Source organism: Amycolatopsis sp. NPDC104587 (assembly GCF_055583645.1).
In genome coordinates this window covers 497,737-518,943 of record NZ_JBVJNO010000005.1, presented here as the reverse complement: position 1 = coordinate 518,943, position 21,207 = coordinate 497,737, and the positions used below count along the sequence as shown (strand labels likewise).

19 protein-coding genes and 1 pseudogene are annotated in these 21,207 nt (G+C 72.7%); 10 read left to right on the top strand and 10 right to left on the bottom strand.

The annotated features are described in order from the left end of the window. Positions 1–56 precede the first annotated feature (56 nt). From ACZ61C_RS17885 to ACZ61C_RS17875, 3 genes and pseudogenes are all read left to right on the top strand, one after another. Positions 57–826 (top strand): annotated as a pseudogene (locus ACZ61C_RS17885) (trypsin-like serine peptidase). A gap of 81 nt (positions 827–907) precedes the next feature. Beyond that, a complete protein-coding gene (locus ACZ61C_RS17880; RefSeq protein WP_465307937.1) occupies positions 908–2,374 on the top strand; it encodes an alpha/beta hydrolase in 1,467 nt (488 codons plus the stop codon). Further along, the gene (locus ACZ61C_RS17875; protein ID WP_465308278.1) at positions 2,359–3,762 is read left to right on the top strand and encodes a class II 3-deoxy-7-phosphoheptulonate synthase; all 1,404 of its coding nucleotides are present in this window, start codon (positions 2,359–2,361) and stop codon (positions 3,760–3,762) included. Before ACZ61C_RS17880 ends, ACZ61C_RS17875 begins: the two co-directional genes overlap by 16 nt. Positions 3,763–3,774: 12 nt before the next feature. Here the strand turns inward: ACZ61C_RS17875 and ACZ61C_RS17870 are convergent, their stop codons facing one another. The 5 genes from ACZ61C_RS17870 to pknB form a co-directional block, all read right to left on the bottom strand. Beyond that, positions 3,775–5,025: a wax ester/triacylglycerol synthase family O-acyltransferase gene (locus tag ACZ61C_RS17870; RefSeq protein WP_465308276.1), complete on the bottom strand. Its 1,251-nt coding sequence runs from the start codon at positions 5,023–5,025 to the stop codon at positions 3,775–3,777. A gap of 253 nt (positions 5,026–5,278) precedes the next feature. Then, positions 5,279–5,983: a hypothetical protein gene (locus tag ACZ61C_RS17865; protein ID WP_465307935.1), complete on the bottom strand. Its 705-nt coding sequence runs from the start codon at positions 5,981–5,983 to the stop codon at positions 5,279–5,281. Positions 5,984–6,119: 136 nt separating this feature from the next. Beyond that, positions 6,120–7,613 carry an SPFH domain-containing protein gene (locus ACZ61C_RS17860; RefSeq protein WP_465307933.1) on the bottom strand — a complete coding sequence of 498 codons (1,494 nt, stop codon included), beginning with the start codon at positions 7,611–7,613 and terminating at the stop codon, positions 6,120–6,122. Positions 7,614–7,663: 50 nt separating this feature from the next. Beyond that, on the bottom strand, positions 7,664–7,873 hold the full coding sequence (locus tag ACZ61C_RS17855; protein ID WP_465307931.1) for a hypothetical protein: 210 nt from the start codon (positions 7,871–7,873) through the stop codon (positions 7,664–7,666). Continuing rightward, positions 7,870–9,876 carry a Stk1 family PASTA domain-containing Ser/Thr kinase gene (gene pknB / locus ACZ61C_RS17850; RefSeq protein ID WP_465307929.1) on the bottom strand — a complete coding sequence of 669 codons (2,007 nt, stop codon included), beginning with the start codon at positions 9,874–9,876 and terminating at the stop codon, positions 7,870–7,872. Before pknB ends, ACZ61C_RS17855 begins: the two co-directional genes overlap by 4 nt. A 103-nt stretch (positions 9,877–9,979) precedes the next feature. On the opposite strand from pknB, the gene ACZ61C_RS17845 reads away from it, so the two are divergent. The 4 genes from ACZ61C_RS17845 (at position 9,980) to ACZ61C_RS17830 (ending at position 11,990) form a co-directional block, all read left to right on the top strand. Continuing rightward, a complete protein-coding gene (locus ACZ61C_RS17845) occupies positions 9,980–10,348 on the top strand; it encodes an Rv2175c family DNA-binding protein (RefSeq protein WP_465307927.1) in 369 nt (122 codons plus the stop codon). A 139-nt stretch (positions 10,349–10,487) separates the two neighbouring features. Then, entirely contained in the window at positions 10,488–10,802 is a 315-nt protein-coding gene (locus ACZ61C_RS17840) for a hypothetical protein (protein WP_465307925.1), read from the top strand. A gap of 72 nt (positions 10,803–10,874) precedes the next feature. Further along, positions 10,875–11,105 carry a hypothetical protein gene (locus ACZ61C_RS17835; protein ID WP_465307923.1) on the top strand — a complete coding sequence of 77 codons (231 nt, stop codon included), beginning with the start codon at positions 10,875–10,877 and terminating at the stop codon, positions 11,103–11,105. Between the two features lie 360 nt (positions 11,106–11,465). Further along, on the top strand, positions 11,466–11,990 hold the full coding sequence (locus tag ACZ61C_RS17830; RefSeq protein ID WP_465307921.1) for a CGNR zinc finger domain-containing protein: 525 nt from the start codon (positions 11,466–11,468) through the stop codon (positions 11,988–11,990). A 43-nt stretch (positions 11,991–12,033) separates the two neighbouring features. Here the strand turns inward: ACZ61C_RS17830 and ACZ61C_RS17825 are convergent, their stop codons facing one another. The 5 genes from ACZ61C_RS17825 to merB form a co-directional block, all read right to left on the bottom strand. After that, positions 12,034–12,813 (bottom strand): LLM class F420-dependent oxidoreductase, encoded by a 780-nt coding sequence (locus tag ACZ61C_RS17825; RefSeq protein WP_465307919.1) that lies wholly within the window; start codon positions 12,811–12,813, stop codon positions 12,034–12,036. Next, positions 12,810–13,757 (bottom strand): phytoene/squalene synthase family protein, encoded by a 948-nt coding sequence (locus tag ACZ61C_RS17820; RefSeq protein WP_465307917.1) that lies wholly within the window; start codon positions 13,755–13,757, stop codon positions 12,810–12,812. The genes ACZ61C_RS17825 and ACZ61C_RS17820 overlap by 4 nt, the downstream gene beginning before the upstream one ends. Before the next feature lie 77 nt (positions 13,758–13,834). Continuing rightward, on the bottom strand, positions 13,835–15,307 hold the full coding sequence (gene crtI / locus ACZ61C_RS17815) for a phytoene desaturase family protein (protein ID WP_465307915.1): 1,473 nt from the start codon (positions 15,305–15,307) through the stop codon (positions 13,835–13,837). Between the two features lies 1 nt (position 15,308). Beyond that, entirely contained in the window at positions 15,309–16,400 is a 1,092-nt protein-coding gene (locus ACZ61C_RS17810; protein ID WP_465307913.1) for a polyprenyl synthetase family protein, read from the bottom strand. Between the two features lie 61 nt (positions 16,401–16,461). Then, positions 16,462–17,151 carry an organomercurial lyase gene (gene merB / locus ACZ61C_RS17805; protein ID WP_465307911.1) on the bottom strand — a complete coding sequence of 230 codons (690 nt, stop codon included), beginning with the start codon at positions 17,149–17,151 and terminating at the stop codon, positions 16,462–16,464. A 70-nt stretch (positions 17,152–17,221) separates the two neighbouring features. Here merB and ACZ61C_RS17800 point away from each other — a divergent pair, with 70 nt between their 5' ends. From ACZ61C_RS17800 to ACZ61C_RS17790, 3 genes are all read left to right on the top strand, one after another. Beyond that, positions 17,222–18,106 (top strand): methylenetetrahydrofolate reductase, encoded by an 885-nt coding sequence (locus tag ACZ61C_RS17800; protein WP_465307909.1) that lies wholly within the window; start codon positions 17,222–17,224, stop codon positions 18,104–18,106. A gap of 104 nt (positions 18,107–18,210) precedes the next feature. Next, positions 18,211–19,899 carry a DUF885 domain-containing protein gene (locus ACZ61C_RS17795; protein WP_465307907.1) on the top strand — a complete coding sequence of 563 codons (1,689 nt, stop codon included), beginning with the start codon at positions 18,211–18,213 and terminating at the stop codon, positions 19,897–19,899. A gap of 320 nt (positions 19,900–20,219) precedes the next feature. Next, positions 20,220–21,095 carry a DMT family transporter gene (locus tag ACZ61C_RS17790; protein ID WP_465308274.1) on the top strand — a complete coding sequence of 292 codons (876 nt, stop codon included), beginning with the start codon at positions 20,220–20,222 and terminating at the stop codon, positions 21,093–21,095. Positions 21,096–21,207 lie beyond the last annotated feature (112 nt).

The following is a 21,207-nucleotide window of genomic DNA, read 5'->3' as shown; positions in this document are numbered from 1 at the left end:
AAGGCCCCCTCACCGCTGGTGAGGGGGCTTTCGACCACACGACTCTCCGGGCAGCGGTGGTCGCCGCCGTCCTCTCCCTCGCGTTCGCCCTGGTCGGCGCGCCCGCCCAGGCCGCGCCGAAACCCTTCTGGACGCCCGATGCGATGCGGGCGGCCGTCCCGATGGACAACCTCGTCCGAGCGCCCGCCTTCACGCCGAAGGGCGTGGCGAAAGGACAGAGCGCCGTCATCCAGAGCATCCCCAACGGCGGGGGCGTCTGGACCGGCGGCGGCCAGGTCACCCACACCGCCGGGCGCGTGTTCTTACCAGGGGCACCTGGCACACGCAGTGGACCTTCGTCCCGGGGTACGACAACGGCAACGCGCCTTACGGCCAGTGGGCGGCCAAGACCACGCTGACGACCCCGCAGTGGGAGGCCAGTGAGGACATGAACTACGACGTCGGCACGGCCGTGGTGAACCCGCTCGACGGGCAGCGGCTCACCGACGTCGTCGGGGCCCAGGGCATCGCCTTCAACCAGCCGAAGAACCAGAGCATGTACACCTTCGGCTACCCGGCCGAGGCGCCCTACGACGGCACCGAGCTGGACTACTGCAGCGGAACCACCTTCACCGACTTCCTGCTCACGAAGGACCACGGGATGCGTTGCAACATGACCGGAGGCTCGAGCGGCGGCCCGTGGTTCCTGTCGTTCAGCGAGGCGACCGGCACCGGCGTCCAGGCCTCGGTGAACAGCTTCGGCTACATCTTCCTTCCCGGATACATGTTCGGGCCGTACTTCGGCGCCGACGCGCAGAACCTCTACAACCGCGCGCAAGCCGCGTGAGGCGCGTCAGCCCAGGGGAGGACCACGGAGTCCGGCCCCTGGGCTGACGTCCGCGCGGGCTTGCCGGGCCAGGCTCGGAGCATGCGAAGACTGTCGGCCCTCCTGGTTTTCCTGCCCCTGCTCGCGGCGCCGCCGGCGGCCGCGGCGCCGCGGCTCACCTGGACGACACCCTGCCCGGACTACGGCATGTCGCCCTCACCCACCGCCGGGCTCGAATGCGCGACCCTGCGCGTGCCGCTCGACTACGCCCATCCGGGGGACACCATCGAGCTGACGCTCTCCCGGCACACCGCCGTCCCCGGCAAGCGCCGCGGTGTGCTGCTGATGAACCCCGGCGGCCCGGGCAGCCCCGCGCTCGCCATGCCCGCGCAGCTGCAGGCGCGGATGGGCGGCACCGGCCTGCCCGACGCCTACGACGTCATCGGCTTCGACCCGCGCGGCACCGGCTACAGCACGCCGGTGACCTGCGACATGACCCCCGAGCAGCGAGGCGCGGTGCTCGGCCCGTACGCGGACGGCCCGCGTGACGTCGTCACCACCGCGGCGAAGGCGCGTGTGGTGGCGCAGAAGTGCGGCGAAGCGGCAACGGCGGACCTGCTGCCGCACATGACCACCGCGAACACCGCCCGGGACATGGACCGGATCCGGGAAGCGCTGGGGGAGAAGAAGATCTCCTACTACGGCGTCTCGTACGGCAGTTACCTCGGCGCCGCCTACACGTCGATGTTCCCCGCTCGCAGCGACCGGATCGTGCTCGACAGCGTCCTCGGGCCGCGAGGCCTCGACGTCGTCGCGAACCAGCGGTTCGCCGAAGGTTTCGCCGACCGGTTCCCGGACTTCGCGGCCTGGGCCGCCGCGCGTGACGACGTCTACCACCTGGGCGGGACACCGGAAGCGGTGACGGCGAAGTTCGCCGAGCTGGCCGCCGTGCGGAGCCCGGAGTTCCGCTCTGACACCTGGAACGGGCTCTACGACGACGCGTTCTTCCCCGCGCTGGCCGCGGAGTGGGCCGGCCCGGCGCGGGCCGCGGCGGGGCCGCTCGACGGCGACACCCGCGCGGCGCTGCAGCTGCAGGTGATCTGCAACGACTCCGACTGGCCGGAGCAGGTCGGTCACTACCAGCGTGCGGTCGAGCGCGAACGGGTGCGGCACCCGATGTTCGGCCCGGCCGCGGCGAACGTGAACCCGTGCGCGTTCTGGCCGGTCGAGCGCACCGAGCCGCCGGTGCGGGTGGGCGGCCCCGGCCCGGCGGACGTGCTGCTCGTGCAGAACCGGCGCGACCCGGCGACCCCGCTTTCGGGAGCACGCGAAACGCGAGCGGCTTTCGGGAACCGGGCGCGCATGGTGACCGTCGACGCCGGCGGGCACGGTGTCTTCACGCGGGACAACGCCTGCGGCAACGACGTAGTGCTGCGTTATCTGCGTGACGGGGTGTTTCCCTCGAGTGACGGTTCTTGCCCGTTCGGGGGTCCGCCATCCGGCAATCGCCGTCCCGGGGCCGACCGGGGGGAGCGAAGCGCGGCGGGAACCTTATCCTGGGTGTCGTGAACTGGACTGTGGACGTCCCCGTCGACACACTGCCCGAACTGCCGCCGCTCCCGCCCGAACTGCGGGAACGGCTCGACCAAGCACTGGCCCTCCCCGCCGCGCAGCAGCCGGAGTGGCCCGATCCGGACGCGACCCGCCGGGTCCGCGGTGTCCTGGAGAGCGTGCCGCCGATCACCGTGCCCGCGGAGATCGACCGGCTCAAGGACCGGCTGGCGATGGTCGCCAACGGCGAGGCCTTCCTCCTGCAGGGTGGCGACTGCGCGGAGACGTTCGAGTCCAACACCGAGCCGCACATCCGCTCCAACCTGCGCACCCTGCTGCAGATGGCGGTCGTGCTGACCTACGGCGCGAGCCTGCCGGTCGTCAAGGTCGGGCGCATCGCCGGCCAGTACGCCAAGCCGCGCTCGGCGGCCACCGACGCGCTGGGCCTGCCGGTCTACCGCGGCGACATCATCAACTCGCTGGTCGCCAAGCCCGAGCTGCGCGTGCCCGACCCCGGCCGGATGATCCGCGCCTACGCCAACGCGGGCGCGGCGATGAACCTGGTGCGCGCCCTCACCGGCGCCGGCATGGCCGACCTGCACCAGGTGCACGACTGGAACAAGGACTTCGTGTCGGCCTCGCCGGCGGCCCAGCGCTTCGAGGCGCTGGCCAACGAGATCGACCGCGGCCTGCGGTTCATGTCGGCCTGCGGCGTCACCGACACGTCGCTGCAGTCGACCGAGATCTTCGCCAGCCACGAGGCGCTGCTGCTCGACTACGAGCGTTCGATGCTGCGGCTCGACAAGGCGGACGCGGCCAACCCGAAGCTGTACAACCTGTCGTCGCACTTCCTCTGGGTCGGCGAGCGCACCCGCCAGCTGGACGGCGCGCACATCGCGTTCGCCGAGCTCCTGTCGAACCCGATCGGCCTGAAGATCGGCCCGACGACCACGCCGGAGCAGGCGCTCGAGTACGTCCAGCGACTCGACCCGCGCAACGAGCCGGGCCGCCTGACGCTGATCGCGCGGATGGGCAACGGCAACGTCCGCGAGGTGCTGCCGGCGATCGTCGAGAAGGTCGAGGCGTCCGGGCACAAGGTCATCTGGCAGTGCGACCCGATGCACGGCAACACGCACGAGTCGTCCACCGGGTACAAGACCCGTCACTTCGACCGCATCGTCGACGAGGTCCAGGGCTTCTTCGAGGTGCACAACAAGCTGGGCACCTACCCTGGCGGCATCCACGTGGAGCTGACCGGCGAAGACGTCACGGAGTGCCTGGGCGGCGCCCAGGAGATCTCGGACATCGACCTCTCCGGCCGCTACGAGACGGCGTGCGACCCGCGGCTGAACACCCAGCAGTCGCTGGAGCTGGCGTTCCTGGTCGCGGAGATGCTCCGCGGCTGACAGCGCTCGGCGTCAGGAGGCGCCGAGCAGGCGGGACGCGGACTTCAGCACCGCGTCCCGCAGTGAGCCCACGTCCGGGACCGCCGCGCCGTTGACCTGCAGTCCGATGTGGACGGCGTCGCGGTAGGTGGCCACCGCGATGCCGACCGCGTGGCGCGGGGCCAGCGGGACGAACGGGTAGATCTCGGCCAGCCGGGCGCCGTCCAGGGAGAGGCGGGCCGGGGGGACCGGGACCGTCGTGATCACCAGGTCGAACAGCATCGGCGCGGCCTGCCCCGCCCGGCGGGTGCCCAGGCGGTGCAGCAACGGCGGCACGCGGCCGGCCAGCAGCGGGAGCGCCCCGGCGCCGCGGCTCGGGCCCGCCGCCTTGTTGCGGGTCATCGCGCGGCGGACCACGCGCAGCCGCTCGACCGGGTCGTCCTCGCCGACCGGCAGGTCGCAGAGGTACCCCGAGAGCTTGTTGCCGCCGAGCTGGTCACCCGCGCGGCCGCGCACGCTCACCGGGATCAGCGCGCGCAGCGTGCGGCCGTCGGCGCGGTGGCCGCGGTTCACCAGCCACTCGCGCAGCGCGCCGGAAAGCACCGCCAGCACGACGTCGTTCGTCGTGCCGCCGTGGGCCCGGCGCACCTCGCGCAGCTCCGCCAGCGGCAGCCGGACGAACCCCAGTCGCCGTTCGGCCGACGGCGGCGCCGACACCGGCGACAGCGGCGGCCGCGCGGCGCGCACCAGCGACGACGCGATCCCGGCCGTCTCGTTCGCCTGGCCCCACGCCGTGCCCAGCGCGTCCTTCACCGTGTCCAAAGTGGAGCGCGGCGCGGGGATCGACCGCGACGGCGCCGCGATCCGCTCCGGCAGCTTGACGCCGTCGAGCAGCCCGGCCGCCACCGCGTACGCCCCGGCGCCGTCGGTGAGCGCGTGGTGCAGCTTCAGCAGCAGCGCGAACCGGCCGTCCGGCAGCCCGGTGGCCAGCGTGAGGTCCCACAGCGGACGGCTGGTGTCGAGCGGCTCGGCGATCCACCGCGACGCGAACGCCGCCAGCGGGTCCGGTTCGTACAGCGAACTGAGCGGCGCGTGGTGGATGTGGTGCGCGGCAACGAACTCCGGGTCGTCGGCCCAGCTGGCCGAGCCCGGCGGGAACAGCTCCGCGCGCGCCCGCTGACGCAGCTTCGGCAGCTGGGCGGCCCGGTCGGCGAGCACATCGGTCAGCACAGCGGGATCCACCGGGCCGCGCGGGGTGAAGGTGACCACCGCGCCCATGTGCATGGGGGTGGTTTCGCTTTCCAGGCAAAGGAAAGCGACATCGAGTGCGCTGAGCGGCGAGCCTGCCATGAGCGACCTTTCCCATCCGGGTTCGCGGGTGTGCACGGCCACGTGCGTCGGGGGGAGGAGATTCCACTGCACCAGCCCGACATGACGAACGGGTGGTCGAAGTGTTTCCACGACGCTAACTACCCACCCCATTCATCCATTCGAGATACCCCGGGCCGCGGTGCCCGGGGTCACAGATCAGGAGTTTTCACTCACCAGGGGCGGGATCGCGCTGCTCCGCCCGCACCACGGCCGCGGTCCCCCATTCGGGGGTGAGCGTGACCTGCTTGCCGACCCGGCGCACCGGGAGGCCGTTCGCCTGCCGCTTGCCCAGCCCCGGCCAGATCTCCGCGGCGTCCTTCGCCGCGGCGCGGATCGCGCCGCCGTCCAGCGTCGTCCGCGTCTCTTCGATGCCCCGGTCGCGCCACTGGACGACCAGCTTGAGCGGCCCCGCCGACGGCAGCGGCCAGAGGAACACCTCGTGCTCGACGGCGAACCGCGTCCCGCCGACGGCCTGCGCCCGCAGCACCGGCCCGTCCGGCTCACTCGCCGAGGGGACGGAGACGGTCTCCGAGCTGGCCCGGCTCCCGTCGGCGTAGAGCACGCCGATCAGCAGGCCGTTGTAGTCGGGTACCCGGCGGTGGTCGATCAACCCTTCACCGGGGTCGTCGACCAGGCTGTCGCGGGAGTACACCGTGATGCGCAGGGTGACCGCCTCCGGCCACACCTCGACGGTCCGGAGCGCGACGACCGTGCGCTCGGACCGCCCCAGCGGCTGCGCCCACGGCAGCACGGCCGGGACGATGTGCTCGCGCGGGGCGTCGGTCCAGTGCCGGCCGCTGAACGCGTACAGCTCCTGCTCCGGGACGGGGAACAGGGGACGCTCACGAGGACCGCCGGTGAAGAAGGTCATCGGGCGGTCCGCGACGAGCTGTCCGGCACCATGCGCCCACGGTAGGACAACCGCCCGGGAATTTCCGCCCCCGAACGGGCGTACGGCCCCTGCCTCCCGTGATCCGGGACACAGAGGCCGTACGCAGCGTGACGAACTACTCGCTCAACTTGAGTTCCCCGTTGCGCCGGGCGGACTCGTCGAGCTCCTTCTCGGCCGGCTTCCCCATGGAGTCCATCAGCTGGCGGGCCAGGCCGAGACCGGTTCCGCCGAGCGACAGCGCCTTGGCGAACATGTCGGACATGCCGTCGGCGCCGTTGAGCACGACCATGTGGTCGATGTTGCCGAACGCGCTCGCGCCCGCCTCGACGATCTCCGGCCAGCGCTCGGCGAGCTGCTGGGCGACGACGGCCTCCTGGTTCTCGGCCAGCGCCGCGGCGCGCGCCTTGATGGCGTCCGCCTCGGCCAGGCCCTTCGCCCGGGCTGACTCCGCTTCGGCGAGACCCTTCGCCTTCGCAGCTTCCGCGTCGGCGAGACCGCGTGCCTTGGCCGCGGCCGCCTCCGCCTCACCGGTCGCCCGGGTCGCCCCGGCCGCCGCCTCCGCACGGGCCTTCGTCGCCTGCGCCTCGGCCTCGGCCGCGGTCTTGACGCGGGTCGCGTCCGCCGCCGCCCGAAGCTCCGTCTCCTTCGCCTCGGCCTGGGCCTTCGCGATGGAAGCGTCACGGGCCGCGTCGGCCGTCGTACGCGTGTCGTACGCCTTCGCGTCGGCCGGCTTGCGGACCTGAGACTGCAGCCGCTGCTCCGCGAGCGCCGCCTCCAGCTCGGCCGCCCGCGTCTCCTGGACGACGACCTCCTGGCGCGCGGTCGCCTCGGCCAGCGGACCCGACTGGGACATCTTCGCCCGCGCCTGGTCGACCTCGGCCTGGTAGCCGGCCTGCTGGATCTGGCTCTCGCGGACCGCGGCCGCCTTCTTCGCCGCGGACATCTGCTCGACCTCGGCGGCTTCCTGGTCGCGCTGCGCCTCGGCGATGCGGGCCGACGCGGCGATCGCGGCGGCGTGCGGCTTGCCGAGGTTGAGGATGTAGCCGGACTCGTCGTCGATCTCCTGGATCTGCAGGGAGTCCACGATCAGGCCGAGCTTGATCATCTCCGTGGCCGAGGACTGGCGCACCTCGCCGGTGAGCGCGTCCCGGTTGTGGATCATCTCCTCGATGGTCAGTCCGCCCACGATCGAGCGCAGGTGCCCGGAGAACAGCTCGTGGATCGTGTCGTTCATGCCCTTCTGCTGGTCCAGGAACCGGCGGGCGGCGTTGGCGATCGACGAGAAGTCGTCACCGACCTTGTAGATCACCACGGCCCGCACGGTGACCGGCAGCCCCTGCCGGGTCACGCACGAGACCTGCAGGTTGACGCCCCGGGTGTCCAGCGACAGCCGCCGGGCGGTCTGGAACCCCGGGATGACGTTCACGCCACGACCGGTGATGATCTTGAAGCCCAGGCTGTCCGCGGTCTCGCTGCGCTCGACCCGGATCCCCCAGCCGGACACGATCAGCGCCTCGTTCGGCTCCGCCACCTTGTACAGGATCCGGAGCAGTCCGAAGATCACGATCACGGCCACGACGGCGATGCCGACGATCAGCAGGATGTTCATTGGCCTCCCACACCCCTCGCTCTTCTGTTGTTGGTAGCCCTTCGACGCCGCTAGCGGCTCAGTGGTTGCCACCGTTCGACATAAACCGTGCGAGGGGGTTCGAAGTCGACGACGAGCACCTGCGTGCCGGAGGTGAAGGTGGCGTCCGGGTCGACCGGGTAGGCGTAGAACGCCTCCGTGCCGCCCCGGACGTTCAGGAGCACCTCGCCGATGAGGCCGGGGCCGATCGTGCCGGTCACGCGGCCACGGCTGCCGATCATCCCCCGAAGCCCTTCAGCTTGACCTTGCTGCCCTTCTGCACGAACGTGCCCGGCTGCGGGTCCTGGTTGAAGACGAAGTCGAAGCCGCCGCCGCGCCCGCCACCCCGGCCGCCGTCGCGGTCGGCCTTCAGCCCGGCCTGCTCGAGGATCTTCTGGGCGTCGTCGAACGAGCGGAACCGGACGTCCGGCACCTGGACGGCGTTGTTCACGAAGACGCCGATCCGCTTTTCCTTCGGCTGCGCGTTGGCCGGCGGGTCGGTCCGGGTGACGGCGCCACCCGGGACGTCCTGCTTGAACTCCTCACCCGCCTGGAACGGCTCGAAGCCGGCCTGCTGCAGCAGCTGGAACGCCTCGTCCTTGCTCCGCCCGGTGACGTCCGGGACCGGCGGCAGCGGGATCGGGCCCTTCGACACGATGATCGTCACCTGGCCGCCGATGTTCAGCTGGCTGCCCGCGGCCGGCTCGGTGCGGATCACCGCGCCCTGCGGGACGTCGGCGTCGAAGTCGTCCGTCCCGCGGACCGGCGTCAGCTGCGCGGTCTTGATCGCCTGCTCGGCGTCGGGCAGCGCGGTGCCCGGCCGGATGTCCGGCACCGCCGGGCGGCCCTTCGACAGCACGACCGACACCGTCGAGTTCGGCTGCAGCGTGGTGCCCTCGGCCGGCTCGGCGCGCAGCACCGTGTTCGACGGCACGGAGTTGTCGAACTCCTGGCTGAACTGCGGGGTCAGCTTCGCCGCCCGCAGCGCGTCACCCGCCGCGGCCTGGTTCAGCCCGACCAGCTTCGGCACCGTCGCGGTCTTGTCGCCGCCGGTGTCGGTGAGCATGAAGACGAACGCCGTGACCAGCCCGCCGAACAGCAGCACCGCGGCGGCGATCACCGCGATCCGCTTCCGGTTGTCCTTCGGCTTCTCGGGTTCGGGCTCGCTCCGGCGGCGCGGCGGCCGCACCGGCGGCACCTGCTGGGTGATGCCCGGGGCCGGGGTGGCCGGGTGGCTCAGCGCCCGCGTCGCGTTCGGGCGGTGCACCGGCATGGTCCGGTCGACGTCCGGGCGCACCGCCGGGATCCGCGTCGTCTGCTCGGTGTCGGCGACGTCGTCCCCGCGGCCGTGTGTCACCGGGATCGGCACGGTCACCGGCAGCAGGCCCAGCTGCGCGCGCACCGCGGTCAGCTCGGTCAGGAACTCCCCGGCGTCGGCGGGCCGCAGGGCGGCGTCGCGCCGGGTCGCGCGGGTGATCAGCTCGTCCAGCGCCGGCAGCAGGTCCGGGCGCAGCTCGCTCGGGCGCGGGACGTCGTCGTTGACGTGCCGGTAGGCCACCGAGATCGCCGTGTCACCGGTGTAGGGCGCGCGGCCGGTGAGCATTTCGTAGAGCAGGATCCCGGCCGAGTAGACGTCGCCGCGCGCGTCGGCCGCGCCGGTGGTGACCTGCTCGGGGGAGAGGTAGGCGACCGTGCCGAGGATGACGCTCGAGGAGGTCGTCCCGGCGCTGGCCACGGCCCGCACCAGGCCGAAGTCGGCGACCTTGACCACCCCGCCGCCGCTGTGCGGCCCGGCCCGGCCGATCAGCACGTTCTCGGGCTTGACGTCGCGGTGCACCAGCCCGGCCCGGTGCGCGGCGGCCAGCGCCGACAGCACGGGCTCGGCGACGCTCAGCGCGAGCGCGACGTCCAGCGGGCCCTGCTCGTCCAGCAGGTCGCGCAGCGTGCCGCCGTCGACGAGCTCCATCACCAGGAAGGCGAGGCCGCCCTCTTCGCCCTGGTCGTGCACCGCCACCACGTTCGGGTGGTGCAGCCGGGCGGCGGACTGCGCCTCCCGCACGAACCGGTCCACGAAGGACCGGTCGTCGGCGAAGCGCGGGTCCATGATCTTGATCGCGACCGGGCGGTCCAACCGGGTGTCCGTCCCCTGGTAGACCGACGACATGCCACCGTGCGCGAGCAGCCGGTCCACCCGGTAGCGCCGCTCGAGGAGCGTGCCGGCCAGGCTGGGATGGGTGCGTGTCACGAGTAAGGATCGTACGGAACCGCACACGCGTCGTGGAGGAGACCTCGCGGGTCACCCGTGCGCACTAGCGGGTGAGGGGACGGAATGTGGCACAGTGTCACCTGTGAGTGGGATTCCTGTCGCCGAAGACATCCTCGACGCCGCTGTCGCAGTCCTCCCGTTGCCGGAGGTGGCGACGGCCCTCGGGACGTCGACCAACAAGGTCCGGCAGATGCTGCGCGACGGGCAGCTGATCGCGCTGAAGCGCGGTGGTGAACTCTGCGTGCCCGGGGCCTTCTTCGTGAAGGACGGCGTCGTCAAGGGGCTCGCCGGCACGATCACGGTGCTCGCGGACTCCGGGTTCTCCCGGACCGAGATGCTCCGCTGGCTGTTCACCGCCGACGACACCCTGCCGGGCAGCACCCCGGTCAACGCGCTGCGCACCAGCCACGGCACCGAGGTGAAGCGGCGCGCGCAGGCGATGGCCTTCTGACCGGCGGAGATACACCGCCGCGGCGCCTAACTGGACGGCCGCCGCGGCGCTGAGGCACGCCGGGAGCGACCACGTCGCCAGCGGTCCGGCGAGAGCCGCCCCGGCCGCCAGCCCGGTGATCTTCACACTCGCGGCCGTCGTGAACACCTGGGCGCGCACGTGCGCGGGCGCCTCACGGTGCCGGATCGCGAACAACGCCGTGAGCTGCGGTCCTTCGGCGAGCCCGGCGATCGCGGCCGCGGCGACCAGCGCGACGACGTCGTGGGCGAGCGCGGCCAGGGTGAAGCTCGCCGCGAGGACCAGCGTGCTCAGCCAGACCGTGCGGTCCGGCGCCCACGGCAGCGGGTGCCTCGCGAAAACCGCGTTGGCCAGCAGGGACGCCGTCGCGAGCACGGTCAGCAGCAGCGCGCCGTCGGCCGGGCCGCGCAGGTGCGCCGCGCCCAGCAGGGGGTAACAGACGGTGACCATCCCGATGCCGGCGCAGGAGAGCGACGACGAGAGGGTCGCCCGCCGCAGCGGTGTGTTGGTGACCAGAACCGTGAAGCCGTCCTTGAGGTGTGTCCTCGTCGCGGGCTTGCTTTTCGGGAGCTTCCACGCCACCGGGACGGCCACGGCGACCAGGACGACGGCGACCCCGAGCCCGGCGTCACCGAGGAGCCCGGCGAGCCCCGGCCCGGCGAGGGCGGCGGCGGTGAAGGTCAGCGCGTCGAGCCGGCTGGCCTTCTGGAGCCCGGCGCCGGCGACCGAAGGCAGCTGAGCGGTCCACCCGCCCGCGACGGCGGGGTTGAGCAGCCCGGTGACTGCGGCCACGGCGACCACCGCGACGAGCGGAAGGTGCCCGAAGGTGGCGGCGACCAGGGCGATCCCGCCGGCGTACCCGGCGAGGGCGACGGCGAGCAGCCGTCCCGGCGCGGCACTGCGGTCGAGGAGGGCGCCGAAGACGGGCCCACCCACGGCGGCGGCCGCGGTCAGCCCGGCGAGCAACGCGGACCCGGCGTGCGGACCGGCGGTCAGGCCCAGCAGGAGCAGCGCGGGCCCGGACAGCTCGTCCCCGGTCCTGGCGAGGGTGGCCCCGATCAGGTAACGCCTTATCATGGTCAAGACGTTACAGTGGGGTATGGCCTTTCCGCACCGAGATTCCGTCCAGCGCGCTGTCGACCTGCTGGAGGTCCTGCTGCTTCCGGACCCCGACCCGGCTTCGGTGGCGCGTGTCCTTCATGCGCACGGGGAACCGTCGGTCCAGTTGTCTTCCTCTGACGTCGCGGAGCTGCGCTCGGCGGCGTTTGAGCTGCGCGAAGTGTTCTCGGCGCGCGACGCGGCTTCGGCGGCTTCGGTGCTGAACCGGTTGTTCGCGGCGTACGCGAGCCCTCCGCGGCTGACGGACCACGAGGAGGGCTACGGCTGGCACTTGCACGCGGACGCGGCGGACGACGGGCCGTGGGGAGCGTGGCTGGTGACGTCCTCGGCGCTGGGGCTGGCATCGCTGCTGGCGGAGCGTCAGGACGTCCCGGGCGGGTTGTGCGCTTCGGCGTCGTGCGGGAAGCCGTTCGCGCATACGGGAGGGGGGAGTACGCGGCGGTTCTGCTCGTCGCGGTGCGCTACGCGGGAGCGTGTTGCGGCGCATCGGGCCCAAAAGCCGTGAAGGCCGCCTTGAACTTCCTCAAGGCGGCCTTCACGAACCAACTTCAGCCGTTGTTCTTGTCGCGCCAGGCGACCCACGCCTCGAGCTTGCTCAGGTCGTAGTCCGGCCCGCCGACACCCACGGTGAACGTCGTGACACCCAGGTCCAGCAGCTTCGGGCCCAGCTCGTCCGGCTCGCCCTGCACGCCGCAGGAGCGCTCGATCTCGGCCGGGTCGCGGCCGACGTCCGCGCAGTGCCGGTCGAGGATCTTCACCTTGCGCTCGACGACCTCCGGGTCGCCGAAGCCGTGCCAGATGTCGCCGTGCTTCGCGACGAGCTTGAGCGTCTTCTTCTCGCCGCCGCCGCCGATCAGGACCGGGATCTTGCGGGTCGGCGCCGGGTTCAGCTTGCCCAGGCGGGCCTCGATGCGCGGCAGGGACTCCGCCAGGTCGTCGAGGCGGCCGCCGGCCGTGCCGAACTCGTAGCCGTACTCGTCGTAGTCCTTCTCGAACCAGCCGGAGCCGATGCCGAGGATGAGCCGGCCGCCGGAGATGTGGTCGACCGTGCGGGCCATGTCGGCCAGCAGCTCGGGGTTGCGGTAGCTGTTGCAGGTCACCAGGGCGCCGATCTCCACCCGGGACGTCGACTCCGCCCACGCGCCGAGCATCGTCCAGCACTCGAAGTGCTTTCCGTCGGCGTCGCCGTACAGCGGGTAGAAGTGGTCCCAGTTGAAGACGATGTCCGCCCCGAGGTCCTCGGCGGCGGAAGCGGTGCGCCGGATGGCGTCGTAGTCGGCGTGCTGCGGCTGGAGCTGCAAGCCGATCCGGATGCGTCGTTCGGTCATGATCCGAGCCTACGACCGCCCCCGAAGGTCTCGCGCGCCCAGACCACGGCCAAGGGGGGTAGTGCGACCACCAGCCTGCGGGACTTCGGCACCACCGCGCGCCGCGTGAGGATGTCGTAGTCCAGGGCGGCGATCTCGTCGAGGATTCCCTCGTACAGTTTCAACGCCGTCCGCACGCACGGCCGCGACTCCGGGCGCAGCAACGGAACACCCGCCTCGGCCCGCCGGTACACCGCCCGCGTCCGCGCGACGAAGTACGCCAGCGCCGCCCGGATCCGCGGGTCGGGGCGCCGCCGCTCCAGCAGCTCACGCGTGACGCCGAACGCCGCGAGCTCCGTCAACGGCAGGTACAGCCGGCCGCGGTCGAGATCCTCGCCGACGTCACGCAGGAAGTTCGTCAGCTGGAACGCCTCGCCCAGCGCGATCGCGCCCGGCTCGGCGTCGGCCAAAGCGCCGACCGTGCCGAACACCGGCAGCATCTGCAGCCCGATCACCGCGGCCGAGCCGTACATGTACTCACCCAGCTCGGCGAACGTCGGGTACTCGAGCGGCTTGAGGTCCATCCGCATCGACGTGAGGAACGCGTCGAACAGGCCCCGGGAAATGCCGTGACGACGCACCGTGTCGGCCAGCGCCACGAGCACCGGGTCGGCCGGGGTGCCACCCTCGAAGACGACGTCCACCATCGCCGCGACGCGGTCCAGCTCGGCCGCCGGGTCGCTGCCCGGGGCCGGGTTGTCGACCAGCTCGTCGGCCATCCGCGCGAACCCGTAGAGCGCGTGCGCGGCCGGCCGGGCCCGCGCCGGCAGCAGCCGGGTGGCCAGGAAGAACGTGCGCCCGTGGTGGGCGTTGATGCGGCGGCACTCCGTGTACGCGGCCCGCAGGTCCGGCGAGAAGATGCCCGCGGCGTCGAGTTCCCGATTCGGCCGAAAGCAGGCGGACACGGCCCGCAGCCGATCCGCTTGAGGCGAGGGTTTCCGCCGTGACTGCCGGTCGGATCGGGAACGATCGTCACAGTCTGTCACCGGCCGGTGATCCTTTCCGCCGCCAGTCGTCCGGAGATGAGCACCGGCGGGATGCCGACGCCGGGGGTGGTGCCGCAGCCGGCGAGCACGACGTTGCCCGCCGCGCGCACCAGGTTCGCCGGCCGGAACGGGCCGGTCTGGGCAAACGTGTGCGCCAGCGAAAACGGCGTCCCGGCCGCGAGCCCGCGGGCCGCCCAGTCCGCCGGGGTGATCGTCTCGTCGATGGTGAAGTCGTCGCCGAACCCGGTCAGCCCGCGCGCCTCGAGCGTCCGAAGCAGCTCTTCGCGGTACGGCTCGCGTACGCGCTCCCAGTCGATCGGCCCGCGACGCAGGTTCGGCGCCGGCGCGAGCACCGAGACGATCTCGCCGCCGCGCCCGGCCAGGCCGGGGTCGGTCGCCGTCGGCCGCGTGACCAGCAACGACGGGTCGCTCATCAGCTTCCCCTCGCGGATGATCTCGGCGAACGTCCGCTCCCAGGCGGCGCCGAAGAAGATCGTGTGGTGCCCGAGGTCCCACGCCCGCGTCGTCCGGCCGTGCAGGACGACGGCGGACGGCGAGTACCGCAACGGCACCGGCCGCCGGGGCCGCGCGCCGATCAGCCGGTACGCCGAGCTCAGCTCGGTGGCGAGGACGACGGCGTCGCAGGCGATCCGCTCACCCGAGCGCGTCCGGACCGCGCGCACTCGCGAGTCGACCCGCTCGAGCCACGCCGCCTCGGTGCCGAACCGCACGTCCGCGCCCGCCCGCGCGGCGGCGGCGGTCAGCGCCCGGCCGATCTCGCCCATCCCGCCTTCGGGGTAGTAGACGCCGCCGACGGTGTCCATGTACGCGATGACGCCGTACGCGCCGATCGCGCGGGCCGGGTCGAGACCCGCGTAGAGCGACTGGAACGAGAAGAGCCGCCGGACGCGCTCGTCGAGCAGGTACCGGCCGACGCGCGGGCCGAGCCGGCCGAACCCGCCGAGTGCGGCGAGCTTTGCCAGCTCGGGCCGGGCCAGGTCGAGCGGCGAGTCGAAGTTCGTGCTCAGGAACCGGTCCTTCTGCACGGTGTACAGCTCGGTCAGCCAGCGCCGCAGCGCCCGGTAGCCGGCGGCTTCCCGCGCGCCGGCGAAGGCGCGGATCTCCGCCTCCATCGCGTCGCCGTCGGTGTGCAGCGCCAGGGTGCTGCCGTCGGCGAAGCGGGCCCGGTACGCCGGGTCGAGCCTGGTCAGGCGCAGGTTCTTGGCCAGCGGCTCGCCGACCGCGGCGAACGCCTCTGCCAGCAGCTCGGGCATGGTGAGCACACTCGCGCCGGTGTCCACGGCGTTGCCGTCGAAGCTCTCCTGCCCGGCGCGGCCGCCGGGGACGTCCGACTGTTCCAGCAGCGTGACGCGCCGGCCCGCGCCGAGCAGGTGCAGAGTCGCCGAAAGCCCGGCCAGCCCGGCCCCGATCACGACCACGTGGTCGGTGGGCCCGTCCGTCCGCCGCACGTCAGTACGTCCGCTGGGTGGCCTTGACGACCAGCCCGGTCAGCGCCTCCGGCGCGGGCTCGGCCAGGTGCGCGCGCTCGAGCGCGGCCATCGCCGCGGTGGTCAGCTCGTCGATCCGCCGCTCGACGGCGTCGACCGCGCCGACCTGCTGCAGCGCCATCCGGACGGTCTCGACCTCTTCGTCGGAGAGGTCGGCGTCGCCGATCGCGTCCGCGATCACGGTGGCCGCGGCCTCCTCGCCCTTCTCGGTGGCGAGCCGCAGGCCGAGCGCGACGAGCAGGGTGCGCTTGCCCTCGCGCAGGTCGTCCCCGGCCGGCTTGCCGGTGACCGACGGGTCGCCGAAGACGCCCAGCAGGTCGTCACGCAGCTGGAACGCGACGCCGACCTCGCCGCCGAACTCCAGCAGCGTCTCGATGAGCTCGGGGGACGCCCCGCCGAGCGCGGCGCCCAGGTGCAGCGGCCGCTGCACGGTGTAGGCGGCCGTCTTGAGCCGGTCGATCTTCAGCGCGGCCTCGGGCGAGGCGTCGCCGGTGGCCTGCGTCCGGACGTCGAGGTACTGCCCGGCGAGCACCTCGGTGCGCATCGCGCGCCACGCCGGGCGGGCCGCGGCGAGCGTCTCGGCGGGCAGCGGCGCGTCGGCGAACATGTCGTCGGCCCAGGCCAGCGCCAGGTCGCCGACCAGCACCGCGGTGGCCAGGCCGAACGTCGCGGGGGAGCCGAGCCAGCCCTGGTCGGCGTGCAGCTTCGCACCCGCGATGTGCACGGTCGGGAACCCGCGGCGGGAGTCGGAGGAGTCGATGAGGTCGTCGTGGATCAGCGCGCACGCCTGGATCAGCTCCAGGCTGGACACCGCCTGCAGCACCCCCTCGGCGTCCGGGCCCGCCGGGTCGCCGCCCGCGCCGCGCCAGCCCCACCAGGCGAACGTCGGGCGCAGCCGCTTGCCGCCGTTGAGGACGAACCCGCTCAGCGCGTCGATCCCGGCGGCCACGGTCGGCTCGGTCCCGACGATCCGCGCGCTCGCCCGGTCGAGGAACCCGGCCAGCGCGCGCTCGACGTGGGCGGGCAGCTCGGCGTCGGAAACGGGCGTGTCCATGCCCGTAATACTCGCCGAACCCGCGCCCGGCCGGGCCGCCGGGGCTCCCGGATGTGGCGAATCAGACTCTGGCCGGAGCCGCCCAGAACGGCCCGCTCAAGCCCGCCTCCGCGAAGTACTCCACCGCGCCGTCGGGCTCACGACGCCGGTAGCCTCGCTCGAGCCGGCCCGCGTACCAGCCGCGCGCGAGTCGCCAGAGCGTGCCGAGGTCCATCACGTACCCCTTGTCCTGCCCGGTCCGCGCCAGCCACTCGTCCACACAGGACTCGCCGCAGAACAGCCGCTGGTGCCCGCAGGTGTGCAGCACGTCGTCCCACATCCGCGCGGCGGGCACCAGGAAGTGCGCCACCTGCGCGCCGGCCGGCGGCGCGGCCCGGTTCACGACCAGCGCGTGCGGCTCCTCGCAGCCGGGGCACCGGGTCGCGACGAGCACCTCCGGTTCGGCCTCGACCAGGTGCGGGATCGCGAAGGAGTCCCACGCGCAGCCGCCCCACCACAGCGTGCGCGAACCCATCACGGAGAAGCCCAGCGACTTCGCGGCGAAGGGATGCGCCAGCACGACGTGCTCACAGTCGTCGAGCACCAGGTGGTGGGCGTCGGCGAGGCGGTGCAACGCCTGCTTCGCGACGGCCAGCGACCCGCCCGCCGCGTCGGCTAGCTCCGGCGCGGTCGGCGCGCGGCCCCGATCGGCGAAAGCGTGGTAAACGGCGAGGCGCACGTCCTCGTCCCAGCCGGCGTCGTCGTCTCTCATCGCGCTCTCCCCAGGGTGAGAGCACAGTCTAGTCTCCCGCCCGCCGGGCACGGCCCCTTAACATTCGGGTATGACATCGGTGATCGAGCGGTTGCGCGGCGACGGGCCGAAGTTCTCCATCGAGTTCTTCCCGCCCCGGGACACGGCGGACGAAGCCGTCCTGTGGAAGGCGATCCGCGAGCTCGAACCGTACGACCCGGCCTACATGTCGATCACCTACGGCGCCGGCGGCTCCAGCCGCGACGGCACGATCCGCAGCATCGCCCGCGTCGCGACCGAGACCACGCTGGTGCCGATGGCGCACCTCACCGCGGTCAACCACTCCGTCGCCGAGCTGCGCAACGTGATCGGCTGGTACGCCTCGGTCGGCGTCCGCAACATCCTCGCGCTGCGCGGCGACCCGCCGGGCGACGTCTACGGCGAATGGATCCCGCACCCCGAAGGCCTCAACTACGCCGAAGAGCTGGTCCAGCTCGTCCGCGAGCTGGGCGACTTCTGCGTCGGCGTCTCGGCGTCCACCTACGGCCACCCCCGCTCGGCCGACCTCGAAACGGACACGAAGTACCTGGTCCGCAAGCTGCGCGCGGGCGCGGACTTCGCAATCGCGCAGCTGTTCCACGACGCCGAGGACTTCCTCCGGCTGCGCGACCGCGTCGCCGCGACCGGCTGCGACGTCCCGGTGCTGCCCGGCGTCATGCCGCTGACCACGCTGCGGACCCTGCAGACGACGATCAAGCTGTCCGGCGCGCCGGCCCCGGCGAAGCTGCTCGACCGGCTCGAGCCGCTCGCCGACGACCCCAAGGCGTTCCGCGCCGCGGGCATCGACGTGATCACCGAGCTGTGCGAGAAGCTGATCGCCGAGGGCGTGCCGAACCTGCACTTCTACACGTTCAACCGATCCAAGGCCACGCGCGAGGTGATCGCCCGCCTCGGACTGGTCCCGGCCCGCACTTAAGGCTCTGACAACCGGGGCGTCGCCCCGGGCCGGGGGCTTCGCCACCCGGACCCCCGAAAGAAGTCCGTACCACGGGCCGGTAGTGGACCGGTAGCGTGCGCCACATGGCTTCTACTGCTACCGAGGGCGTAAACGGCATCTGCGACCGCTACGTCGAGGACTACGCGGCCGCAGACCCGGTCGCGGCGACGTCCCACGGCATCATCGGGCACGACCACCGGCTGACCGACTACTCGGCGGACGGGTTCGGCGAGCGCGCGACACTGGCCTCGCGGGCGCTCTCCGCCGTGACCGCAGCGCAGCCGCGGGACGCCGCCGAGCGCGCCGCGAAAGCCGTCTTCACCGAGCGCGTCGGCCTGGAGCTGGAGATCCACGAAGCCGGCCTCGACGTGGCGAGCCTGAACGTCATCTCCAGCCCGGTGCAGGAGCTGCGGATGGCGTTCGACCTGATGCCGCTCGACACCGAGCAGGACTGGTCGGTCGTCGCCGCCCGGATCGGCGAGGTGCCGCAGGCGCTGGCGGGCGTCCGCACCGGCCTGCTGGCGGGAGCCGACGCGGGGCGCGTCGCGGCGCTGCGTCAGGTCGCGAAGGTGGCGGAGCAGTGCGAGACGTGGGCGGGCCTGCAGGAGGAGAAGGGCTACTTCAGCGAGCTCATCGGCGGAGCGGCTTCGCAGGGTGAAGCGCTGAAGGCCGACCTTGCCCAGGGCGCGCGGGCCGCCGAGGAGGCGTTCGCGGAGTTCGCCGGGTTCCTCCGGGCGGAGCTGGCCCCGAAGGCCCCGGTCAAGGACGCCGTCGGCGAGGACGTCTACCGCCTCTGGTCGCGGTACTTCGTCGGCGCCGCGCTGGACCTGCGGGAAGCCTACGAATGGGGCTGGGCGGAGTTCGCCCGCATCGAGACCGAACTGCGCGCGGTCGCGAACCGCGTCAAGCCGGGCGCGACCCCGGCGGAAGCCGCGGCCCACCTCGACGCCGACCCGCGGTACCGCATCCAGGGCCGCGCCGAGTTCGAGGCCTGGATGCAGCGCCTCTCCGACGACGCGCTGAAGTCGTTGCGCGGCAAGCACTTCGAGATCTCCGACCGGGTGATGGCGCTGGAGTGCCTGATCGCCCCGCCGGGCGGCGGCGTCGGCGCGTACTACACCGGGCCGAGCGAGGACTTCACCCGTCCGGGCCGCATGTGGTGGTCCCTGCCGGCCGGGCGCGAGGAGTTCGTCACCTGGCGCGAAACGAGCACGGTCTACCACGAGGGCGCCCCGGGCCACCACCTCCAGATCGCGACGGCGGTCGACCAGTCGGAGGTGCTGAACAAGTACCAGCGCCTGATGGCGTTCACCTCGGGCCACGCGGAGGGCTGGGCGCTGTACTCGGAGCGCCTGATGGAGGAGCTGGGCTACCTCTCCGACGACGGCGACCTGCTGGGCATGCTGTCGGAGCAGCTCTTCCGCGCCGCGCGCGTGGTCGTCGACCTGGGGATGCACCTGGAGCTGGAGATCCCGTCGGGCACCGGCTTCCACGAGGGTTCGCGGTGGACACCCGAGCTGGGTCTGGAGTTCATGCTGACGAGGACGATCACGGACCCGGCCCACGTCCGCGACGAGATCGACCGCTACCTCGGCTGGCCGGGCCAGGCCCCGGCGTACAAGATCGGCGAACGCCTCTGGCTGGCGGCGCGTGCGGAGGCCCAGGGCCGGGCCGGCGGCGCGTTCGACATCAAGCGGTTCCACACGGAGGCGCTGAAGATGGGCGGCATGGGGCTCGACACGCTGCGCGAGCAGCTGGCCCACCTGGACTGAGCCGAGCGAACGCGGCCACCGGAAAACCGGTGGCCGCGTTCCGCTGTCCCCGCTACGTTCGCCCTCGTGCGCCGAATCCTCTTCGTCACCCCACCGCCCCGCGCCTGAGCGGGGTGGTCCTCCGCCACGTGGCCTGAGTGCCCGCGGCTTTTCCGGTGTGCCCGCCGCCCCGCGTCGTCGACTTCCGTTTTCCTTCGACGCAGGAGCGTTCTTCCGATGTCTCTCGCCCTACTGTGCTGTTCGTTACCGATCCGACCGCAGCCACGGCCGAACGGCTCGCGTGGCGACAGTCGCTTGCCGCTCGAGGAGTCGGCCTACTTCTGGCCGGATCGGTAACCGTGCGCGCCCGTTCGTCGGCCGCGCTCGTCCTCGCCGGTGTCCTGTGGGGCACCGGCGGCCTCGCCGGCTCGCTGCTCGGCCGGCTCGCCGACCTCCACCCGCTCGCCGTCGCCGCCTACCGGCTGCTCGTCGGCGGCGCGGTCGGGACGCTGTTCGTCCTCCTCAACGGCGGCGCCCTGCCGCGCAGCCGTGAAGCGGTCATCCGGCTGCTCGCCGTGGGTGGCCTGTTCGCGCTGTTCCAGGCGAGCTACTTCGCCGCCGTCGAGCTCAGCTCGGTCAGCCTCGCGACGATGACGACGATCGGCGCCGCGCCGGTCGTCGTCACCCTCGCCGGCGCCAGGAAACCCCGCGGCTGGACGCTGGTCTCCGTGGCCGGCACCCTCGCCGGGCTGGTGCTGCTGCGCTGGTCGCCCGACGAACCCGCCCACCTCGTCGGCGGTCTCGCGTTCGCCCTCCTCGCGGCGGCCGGGTTCGCGGTGTTGACGATGCTCACCGCGAAGCCGGTCGAAGGCCTCGAACCGTTGCCCACGACGGCGTTCGGCTGCCTCGTCGGCGGTGTGCTGCTCACCCCGCTCGCGAGCTGGTCCGGCATGGCGCTGCCGCTGCACGCGGACGTGCTCGTGGTGGCCTGCTACCTCGGCGCCGTCCCGACCGCGCTCGCCTACGCCGCGTACCTGCGCGGCCTGGCGGACGCGCACCCGGTGCTGGGTGCGCTGTCGGCGGTCCTCGAACCGCTGACGGCGGCGGTGCTCTCCGCGGCGCTGTTCGGGGAACGGCTGGGCGTCACGGCGTGGTGCGGCGCGGCCGTGCTGGTCGCGGCGCTGGCGGTCGGCTACTGGCGGCCCGAACCGCGGTGAACCCCGGGGGGGGGGGGGGGGGGGGGGGGCAACGGGGGGGGGGGGGGGGGGGGCGGACAGAGAGCGAGGAGAGAGGGGGGGAGAGCGCAGAAAGGGGGGCGGAGAGGGCATT

Bases quoted from the DNA above. Each gene is read 5' to 3' on its own strand.
- ACZ61C_RS17810 (WP_465307913.1), bottom strand. From the start codon at position 16,400: ATGGACACGCCCGTTTCCGACGCCGAGCTGCCCGCCCACGTCGAGCGC.
- ACZ61C_RS17880 (WP_465307937.1), top strand. From the start codon at position 908: ATGCGAAGACTGTCGGCCCTCCTGGTTTTCCTGCCCCTGCTCGCGGCG.
- ACZ61C_RS17855 (WP_465307931.1), bottom strand. From the start codon at position 7,873: ATGATCGGCAGCCGTGGCCGCGTGACCGGCACGATCGGCCCCGGCCTC.
- ACZ61C_RS17825 (WP_465307919.1), bottom strand. From the start codon at position 12,813: ATGACCGAACGACGCATCCGGATCGGCTTGCAGCTCCAGCCGCAGCAC.
- ACZ61C_RS17830 (WP_465307921.1), top strand. From the start codon at position 11,466: ATGGCCTTTCCGCACCGAGATTCCGTCCAGCGCGCTGTCGACCTGCTG.
- merB (WP_465307911.1), bottom strand. From the start codon at position 17,151: ATGAGAGACGACGACGCCGGCTGGGACGAGGACGTGCGCCTCGCCGTT.
- ACZ61C_RS17865 (WP_465307935.1), bottom strand. From the start codon at position 5,983: ATGACCTTCTTCACCGGCGGTCCTCGTGAGCGTCCCCTGTTCCCCGTC.
- ACZ61C_RS17870 (WP_465308276.1), bottom strand. From the start codon at position 5,025: ATGCACATGGGCGCGGTGGTCACCTTCACCCCGCGCGGCCCGGTGGAT.
- ACZ61C_RS17795 (WP_465307907.1), top strand. From the start codon at position 18,211: ATGGCTTCTACTGCTACCGAGGGCGTAAACGGCATCTGCGACCGCTAC.
- ACZ61C_RS17800 (WP_465307909.1), top strand. From the start codon at position 17,222: ATGACATCGGTGATCGAGCGGTTGCGCGGCGACGGGCCGAAGTTCTCC.
- ACZ61C_RS17860 (WP_465307933.1), bottom strand. From the start codon at position 7,613: ATGAACATCCTGCTGATCGTCGGCATCGCCGTCGTGGCCGTGATCGTG.